Below are 8551 nucleotides of genomic sequence, written 5' to 3' on the forward strand. Positions count from 1 at the left end.
GTCCTTAACCGGTGCCGGCGGGCAATCCGTCGGCCTGTATGGCGGGCGGTGCGTGGGGGTCTTCGGACCCACCGGTCATGGCACTACTTCGTCCCGGTTTGCAGCCACGCATCGTCCGCCACCCTCTTCTCGGTGGCGCTGTTAAGCACAGCCACGGAAGCCGACGCCATGAACGAATCCGACACCTTCTCCTACACCGTTGTTGAGCCCATCAACGACGACGCTTCCCTGCCTGACCTGAACTACCTCCTCGGCATCCTCAAGCGCATGCGCGGCTGCGAGGGCGCCGATGGGCACCCGTGGCCGGAAACCGATGTGTCACCCGGCCGACGTGTGAGCCTCGCCAGAAGCGAGCGCGCGATGGTGGGGGCACTGACGGTGCTGGAGCTACTGCATGCAGCAGACCGCTGCCGGGTGGCAGCGGACCCGGAACGGCATCTGGATGAGGGGGTTGTGGATGGGTTGTTTCTAGCTTGCCGGGGGTTGGTTGAGTGGGCTTGTCGGGAGGTTAGGCCAGAGTGACTCATCAACTGTGCTCGAGAAATATCGTTAGCGTTATCACCACTCCGAAGCGGGAATTCTCATCACCCATAAATTCTGCATAAGGGCTCGAATCCTGCTGACACCCTAGACAACAAGCAGAATAATGCGTACAAACTGATGCGCGGCACCTATGGCCAACGGACGCGCGAGTGAATCGGCACGAGCGATCCACAACGTGACCTTGTCCGCAGCGAGGAACATGCACACTCGCATCGTCAAATACTTGACTCAAATGGAGATTGAGAAGCGCCATGGCATATAGAAACGGGAACTACACCGCCTTCTACGTTGCAGAGCCGTTCCACCCCAGCTCGCTGGGCGCCAATGCAACTAGAGATTTTCAGTACTACAACACCCTAAGGATGTGGAAAGGCGCCGATGCTAAATTCCCTTTCGTCGATTCACATGACAAGACCTACAGCGTTCGAGACGGTAGCGATTGGGAATACACTCTAAAGCCCAGGCTGAGAGAACGCCTTCGGAGCTCTAAGAACATAATTCTCATCCTGAGCTCCATCACGACAAACTCTCGCGCGCTTCGAGAGGAAATCGACTACGGGATCAACGATCAAGGACTGCCGGTCATCGTCCTCTACCCCGAATACTCGACCAAAGAAAGCATGCTTGAGGGAGGGGTACTGAAGCAGGCCGTCAAGAATATTTGGGGAAATCTCCCCGTATTCCGAGACTCAATGAACAAAGTACCCACGCTCCACGTCCCCATGAACAAAGATCTCATAAAGATGGCCTTAGATAATAGCGACTTCACGATTGGCAGCAAGACTAAGCCAGACTTCTACTGGTATAGACCTTGAGATCTCAACCTTTTGAGTGAAACGGTTAAATGTTATGGCGAAGGTAAGCTTTCGCGACAAGCGGGTTTTCAAGAAGTTCCTTGAAATCACCTCTCTCGCCAGCGGCACACTATCTTTCGTAGTCATCTTCATTGACATCCCCGCCGAATGGAAGATCCGAGCCGGCTGGATTTTCCTGGCATCACTTTTAATAACCTATCTAGCAATATGGATTTGGTCTAACAATCTAAACAATATAGATATTAATGTTGAGGGCAGCGATGTCGCCATTAGGACTGGCGACATCTTTCTGCAGCCAGGATTGAAAGCGATAGCTTTCAATGAGTATTTCGACACACAAGTGGATAACAAGGTAATCAGCGAGACCTCCCTCAACGGGATTTTTATCCAGAAACATCTTAGGGTCCCAACCTCCGAACTCGATCGACATATTGAGGATTACGCCTTTGACGACGGTGATTTCCTAGAAGAGAACGAGAGCAGAACTCACGGGAAGAAGAAAAGATATCGACTAGGGACAATCTGCCTGTACGAAGACTACCTTCTGACCGCGTTCTCCAAGTTCGACGAGAACAACAAGGCATCGTTAACAATGCCCGAGTACCTCGAGTTTCTCATCAATTTCTGGGACAAGGTAAACAACGTCTATGCCCAGAGAAGCGTATCCGTGACAATCTTCGGCTCAGGAATCACCCGAATCAAGGGGCATAAGAACATTTCCGACGAAGACCTCCTTAAGATAATGTTATGGACATTCAGGATCAGCGAGATGAGATTCAAGTACCCCGCTAAACTCACCATAGTTATCCATCAGGACAAGATCGACCAGATCAACTTACTTGATATGAAGTCTGCGAGGAATGGCGTTTGATTCCCCCGGAAAATGGAGAGATCACACCAACCTCTTGTCAATACTGTGCCTCTTCCGATATACCTCTCGCACTGCAGTGACAGTGCACTAGCCTGTGTCGCGAAAGAACTTCGGCAACGTTCCCGTCAAGGATTGACGGATGGCGAATGGCGAATGTGAAAAATCACAACTCACCATCTGCGCATTGAATTACACCACCTTCCGCGCCAGCCAATAGAATACACCCGTCATTTTTCATACGGGTCAGCTTTTGAGAGGAAATGGTTCTCGATATGATCAAGTACACAGATAATGACATTCTTAACCTCGACGCACGGTTCGCAAAGGAAGGACTCCCATTCCATGCACGCCCTTTTCGTGCGGCAATGGAGATCCTTGGTGAACAATTTTCCATTGGAGCCGACGGCAACCCCCAAGTGCGTGAGATAGAAGAGGCATACGAACGGTTGATTCCTGAAGTCAAGTTCACTTGGCCAGGCATGGGTACAGGCTTGGCAGTGTCGGTAGATCGCGCAAGACGGGTAACGATTGGCGTAGTCTTTGGAACCGCCGACATAACCATCGACAAAGCGCTGGGCTTTTCAGATCACCGAGAGTGGAACAACTGGTGTCGCGGCGACGAAATGATCGCAACAAGGTCGGAATTTGCCTTTGCTGACATGCATGACCTCGTCTACGGTATTGATAGCGGGGCACAGCACAAGAATACGCTAACACTCTGGGGCCTTGCGGCCGATCAGCTGAAACTGGTTGCCGAGAATCTCTCACAGTCCGGCCCAGTTGGCAGCGCAGTTCTACAGCCCATCTGCCTGACTGCCGAGCTCGCCATGAAGGGCACATTGCTGCATCTTGGCGTGCCCGAAATGGACTTAAAGAACTCGAAACTGTTCGGCCACAATCTAAATAGACTCGGCGAAAGAATGGCAGAACTTTCCAAACACAGGGATGACGCACTACTGCTGCGGGCACTTCGCCAGTTCCCCGATTATGTAGGTGATCGTTATAGAGAAACGCAATTGACCCGTCTTGAAATTATTAGCCTGGCCATTGATGCCCAATTTGTCGCCGCTTCAGCCGTTAGGCGCATTTCTGGCCAAGACCTAGCAAGTCAGGTTGAAGCCGCAGTAGGCCCGCGCGAAAATTTCTTTCCGTGATCACAACACAACAGCCACATCACCACAGTTAGTGGGCGACAATCGATTACACCTTTTCGATAGCGCTGGGCATTAAAGGCTCACAGACTTACTTTCTCGATTTGCGGGCCGAACACGCGAGCAGAATTTAGCGGCACAGCGCTTTTTCTCCGACCATACGCCGAACGCCCCCCCCCTCGACTCCCAGGATCATTTTAACGACATTCTAGTTTGGGACGACGCTGCAGATGCGACATTCCCGAAACGACTGAACGAACCAACGAAACGCCACTTGAGGCAACTTTCTTGAGGAAGACCAGTGCCTCGCTAAAAGGGCGCCTCTCGGCGCCCTCGTTCTTTCAACTCATTCCCACTCAATAGTCGCCGGCGGCTTCCCCGAGATGTCGTAAACAACCCGCGACACCCCCCGCAACTCATTGATGATCCGGTTGCTCACCGTACCCAGGAACTCATACGGCAGATGCGCCCAGTGCGCCGTCATGAAGTCGATCGTCTCCACGGCCCGCAGCGCAATCACCCACTCGTAAGCACGCGCGTCGCCCACCACGCCCACCGACTTCACCGGCAGGAACACGGCAAACGCCTGGCTGGTCTTGTCGTACAGGTCCGCCTTGCGCAGCTCATCAATGAAGATGGCATCGGCCTTGGCCAGCAGTTCGGCGTATTCGCGCTTCACTTCACCCAGGATACGCACGCCCAGGCCCGGGCCCGGGAACGGATGGCGGTAGACCATGGTGCGCGGCAGGCCCAACTCAACACCCAGGCGGCGCACTTCGTCCTTGAACAGCTCGCGCAGCGGCTCCACCAGGCCCAGCTTCATGTGCTCCGGCAGGCCACCCACGTTGTGGTGGCTCTTGATCACATGCGCCTTGCCGGTCTTGCTGCCGGCCGACTCGATCACGTCCGGGTAGATGGTGCCCTGCGCCAGCCACTTGGCGTTCTTCAGCTTGTTCGACTCTTCGTCGAAGATCTCAACGAACAGGTTGCCGATGATCTTGCGCTTGGCTTCCGGGTCGCTTACGCCTTCCAGCGCGGCGAAGTAACGGTCGGCGGCATTCACGCGAACGACCTTTACGCCCATGTGCTCGGCGAACATCGCCATCACCTGGTCGCCTTCCTGCCAGCGCAGCAGGCCGGTATCCACGAACACGCAGGTCAGCTTCTCGCCGATGGCCTTGTGCAGCAGCGCGGCCACCACGGACGAATCGACGCCGCCGGACAGGCCCAGGATCACTTCGTCATCGCCCACCTGTTCGCGCACGCGGGCGATCTGGTCGTCGATGATGTTGGCGGCGGTCCACAGGGTCTGGCAGCCGCACACGTCCACCACGAAGCGGCGCAGCAGCGCCTGGCCCTGCAGGGTGTGGGTCACTTCCGGGTGGAACTGCACGCCGTACCAGCGCTTTTCCTCGTTGGCCATGGCGGCCACCGGAATGCGGTCGGTGGTGGCGGTGATGGTGAAGCCCGGCGGCGCAACGGAGACGTGGTCGCCGTGGCTCATCCAGACATTCAGCTTCGGCTCGCCGCCGTGGTCGCTCAGGCCCTTGAACAGCGCATCGGGGTTGATCACGTTCACTTCGGCGTGGCCGAACTCGCGCTGGTCAGCGGCTTCGGTGGCACCACCCAGCTGGGCAGCCAGGGTCTGCATGCCGTAGCAGATGCCGAAGATCGGCAGGCCGCTGTCGAACACTTCCTGCGGCGCGGCCGGGGCGCCCGGCAGCGTGGTCGATTCCGGGCCACCGGACAGGATGATGCCCTTGGCGCCAAACGCGGCGATCTCGGCCGGGTTGTGGTCCCACGCCCAGATTTCGCAGTAGACGCCCAGCTCGCGGATGCGGCGGGCGATCAGCTGCGTGTACTGCGCGCCGAAATCGAGGATGAGGATCTTGTCGTTATGGATGTTGGTCATGGCGCCCCGGCAATGCAGTAGGGAAAACGAAATCAGATTTACGGCGGCAGATGGAGAAAGAGGAACGGGAAGTGCTTCCCCGTTCCTCTTTGCTCGGCCCGCATCAGGCGCGGTAGTTCGGCGGCTCTTTGGTGATCGTCACGTCGTGGACGTGGCTCTCACGCTGGCCGGCGCCGCTGATCTTCACGAACTTGGGCTTGCTGCGCATGTCTTCGATGGTGGCGCAGCCCACGTAGCCCATGGTGGCGCGCAGGCCGCCCATCAGCTGGTGGATGATGCCGCCCACCGGGCCGCGGTACGGCACGCGGCCTTCGATGCCTTCCGGCACCAGCTTGTCGGCGGTGGCGGCGTCCTGGAAGTAGCGGTCCTTCGACCCCTTCTCCATGGCAGCCAGCGAGCCCATGCCGCGGTAGCTCTTGTACGAACGACCCTGGTACAGCTCGGTCTCGCCCGGCGATTCCTCGGTACCGGCCAGCAGGCCGCCGACCATGATGGTCGAGGCACCGGCGGCCAGCGCCTTGCCGATGTCGCCCGAGTAGCGGATGCCACCGTCGGCGATCAGCGGGATGCGGTCCTGCAGGGCTTCGGCCACCAGGTCGATGGCGGTGACCTGCGGCACGCCGACGCCGGCGACGACGCGGGTGGTACAGATCGAGCCCGGGCCGATGCCGACCTTGACTGCGTCCGCGCCGCTGTCCAGCAGCGCCAGTGCCGCTTCGCCGGTGCAGATGTTGCCACCGATGACCTGCACGTTCGGGAAGTTCTTCTTGACCCAGCTGACGCGGTCCAGCACGCCCTGCGAGTGGCCGTGCGCGGTATCGACCACGATCACGTCCACGCCGGCGGCGACCAGCGCTTCCACGCGGCGATCGGTATCGCCACCCACACCGACGGCAGCGCCGACCAGCAGGCGGGTCGACAGGTCCTTGGCGGCGTTCGGGAAGTCGGTGTTCTTCTGGATGTCCTTGACGGTGATCAGGCCACGCAGTTCGAACGAATCATTGACCACCAGCACCTTCTCGATGCGGTTGCGGTGCAGCAGCTGCAGCACTTCGTCGCTGGCGGCGCCTTCCTTGACCGTGATCAGGCGATCCTTCTTGGTCATGATGTGGCGGACCGGATCGTCCAGCTCGGTCTCGAAGCGCATGTCGCGGTGGGTCACGATGCCGGCCAGCAGGCCGTCGCTGCCCACCACCGGCACGCCGGAGATGTTGTGCGCCTGGGTCAGGGCCAGCACGTCGCGGATGGTGGTTTCCGGGCCGACGGTGATCGGGTCGCGGATGACACCGGCCTCGAACTTCTTGACCTTGGCCACTTCCGCGGCCTGCTGTTCCAGGCTGAGATTCTTGTGGATGATGCCCATGCCGCCGAGCTGTGCCATGGCGATGGCCAGGCGGGCTTCGGTGACGGTATCCATGGCTGCGGACAGGATCGGAAGCTTCAGCTTCAGGTCGCGAGTCAACCGCGTTTCGAGGTTGACGTCCTTGGGCAGGATGGTCGAGTGGGCGGGGACGAGCGAGACGTCGTCGTAAGTGAGTGCTTCAGCCTGGATGCGCAGCATCGGCATACCCGAGATGTGGGGAAGCGCGACATTTTACCCCTTTTTCGCGCCGCGTGGCAGGGGGTAGATGCGACGCAGTGTCGCGCGGGCGGCGATTGGTTCAGGGGGCCATCCGGGCCGGCGGGATACTGCCTTTGGTAGGTGCCAACCTTGGTTGGCACCTACCAGGAGCGAGTCATCGGCCTGCCTTTGGTGGGTGCGGACCGTTGGTCCGCACTACCCTTCAGACACCTGTGTCTCCTGCATTGTGCCGACCAACGGTCGGCACCCACCTTAAGAGGATCACTCGGGCCAGCCCTGGAGCGCCTTTGGTAGGTGCCAACCTTGGTTGGCACAAACAGCCAGAGGCCCTCACCCCACCTTGGGGTCCAGGTGCCGGACGGATCGTGCCAACCAAGGTTGGCACCTACCAGGAGCGGGTCATCGGCCTGCCCCGACATTGTGCCGACCAACGGTCGGCACCCACCAACAGCAGATCTCCCCAATCGCAGGTCAGCTCAGCGCTTCCGCCGCTTCCAGGGTGTTCTGCATCAGCGTGGCCACGGTCATCGGGCCGACGCCGCCCGGCACCGGGGTGATCCAGCTGGCCCGCTGGGCCGCAGCCTCAAACCCGACGTCACCCACCAGGCGGCCGTCATCCAACCGGTTGATGCCCACGTCGATCACCACCGCGCCCGGTTTCACCCACTCGCCCGGCACGATGCCCGGGCGACCGACCGCCACCACCAGGATGTCGGCATTGCGCACGGCCTGTTCCAGCACGTCCTTGGGGGTGAACTTGTGGCAGCTGGTCACGGTGCAGCCGGCGATCAGCAGCTCCAGGCCCATCGGGCGGCCCACGTGGTTGCTCACGCCCACGATGGTGGCATTGCGGCCGCGTACCGGCTGGTCGGTGTGGCCCAGCAGCGTGGTGATGCCGCGCGGGGTGCACGGGCGCAGGCCGAACTCGCGCAGGGCCAGGTGGCCGACGTTTTCCGGGTGGAAACCGTCCACGTCCTTGCGCGGGTCGATACGCTGGATCAGCCGGCGCGCGTCGGGGATGCCCGGAAGCGGCAGCTGGATCAGGATGCCGTTGATCTTCGGATCGGCGTTGAGCTGGTCGATCAGGTCGAGCAGCTCGGCCTCGGTGGTACCGGCCGGCAGATCGTAGTCGTGTGCTTCGATGCCGACCTTCTCGGCGGCACGGCGCTTGTTGCGCACGTACACCGTCGAGGCCGGGTCGCCACCGACCAGCACCACGGCCAGGCCCGGACGGCTGCCGCCGGCGGCCACGCGGGCGTCGACGCGCACCTTCAGGCTGTCGAGCAGGTCCTCGGCGATACGGCGGCCATCAAGGATGCGGGCAGGATGCGGGGCGGCGGAATCGGTCATCGGGAGCGGGCGTGGGGCGGCGGGGACGCTATTGTCCCTGATTCAGGCCCCCTCGCCCACCGCCGCGCGCCGACACCGCGCACCGGTAGTGCCGGCCGCTGGCCGGCAACTCCATGACGTCGGAACGTTTCCGTATCTGCCGGCCAGCGGCCGGCACGACCAACCGCCGGCTTGGGTAATCCCCACCCGGTAGTGCCGGCCGCTGGCCGGCAACCCCACGACGTCGGAACGTTTCCGTATCTGCCGGCCAGCGGCCGGCACTACCAACCACCGGCTTCGGCAATTCCCCTCACGGTAGTGCCGGCCGCTGGCCGGCAACTCCATGAC

Annotated in this window: 7 protein-coding genes; 4 read left to right on the forward strand and 3 right to left on the reverse strand. The window is 60.2% G+C overall.

The annotated features are described in order from the left end of the window. The first annotated feature begins 168 nt into the window (after positions 1 to 168). The 4 genes from AC5P5X_RS11420 to AC5P5X_RS11435 all read left to right on the forward strand — a co-directional run bounded on the left by AC5P5X_RS11420 (position 169) and on the right by AC5P5X_RS11435 (position 3383). On the forward strand, positions 169 to 522 hold the full coding sequence (locus tag AC5P5X_RS11420) for a hypothetical protein (RefSeq protein WP_111189636.1): 354 nt from the start codon (positions 169 to 171) through the stop codon (positions 520 to 522). 272 nt (positions 523 to 794) lie between these two features. Further along, on the forward strand, positions 795 to 1358 hold the full coding sequence (locus AC5P5X_RS11425) for a TIR domain-containing protein (protein ID WP_111189635.1): 564 nt from the start codon (positions 795 to 797) through the stop codon (positions 1356 to 1358). Positions 1359 to 1392: 34 nt separating this feature from the next. Next, a complete protein-coding gene (locus AC5P5X_RS11430; protein WP_495215986.1) occupies positions 1393 to 2229 on the forward strand; it encodes a macro domain-containing protein in 837 nt (278 codons plus the stop codon). Between the two features lie 272 nt (positions 2230 to 2501). Further along, the gene (locus tag AC5P5X_RS11435) at positions 2502 to 3383 is read left to right on the forward strand and encodes a hypothetical protein (RefSeq protein ID WP_146257435.1); all 882 of its coding nucleotides are present in this window, start codon (positions 2502 to 2504) and stop codon (positions 3381 to 3383) included. Between the two features lie 343 nt (positions 3384 to 3726). Here AC5P5X_RS11435 and guaA read toward each other — a convergent pair whose 3' ends face one another. The 3 genes from guaA to folD all read right to left on the reverse strand — a co-directional run bounded on the left by guaA (position 3727) and on the right by folD (position 8224). Further along, positions 3727 to 5292 (reverse strand): glutamine-hydrolyzing GMP synthase, encoded by a 1566-nt coding sequence (gene guaA / locus AC5P5X_RS11440; RefSeq protein ID WP_005413109.1) that lies wholly within the window; start codon positions 5290 to 5292, stop codon positions 3727 to 3729. 103 nt (positions 5293 to 5395) lie between these two features. Then, the gene (gene guaB, locus AC5P5X_RS11445) at positions 5396 to 6853 is read right to left on the reverse strand and encodes an IMP dehydrogenase (RefSeq protein WP_005409308.1); all 1458 of its coding nucleotides are present in this window, start codon (positions 6851 to 6853) and stop codon (positions 5396 to 5398) included. 492 nt (positions 6854 to 7345) lie between these two features. Then, on the reverse strand, positions 7346 to 8224 hold the full coding sequence (gene folD / locus AC5P5X_RS11450; RefSeq protein ID WP_005416247.1) for a bifunctional methylenetetrahydrofolate dehydrogenase/methenyltetrahydrofolate cyclohydrolase FolD: 879 nt from the start codon (positions 8222 to 8224) through the stop codon (positions 7346 to 7348). Positions 8225 to 8551: the final 327 nt, after the last annotated feature.

It is taken from the genome of Stenotrophomonas sp. YJH_SMC_91, from assembly GCF_059368495.1.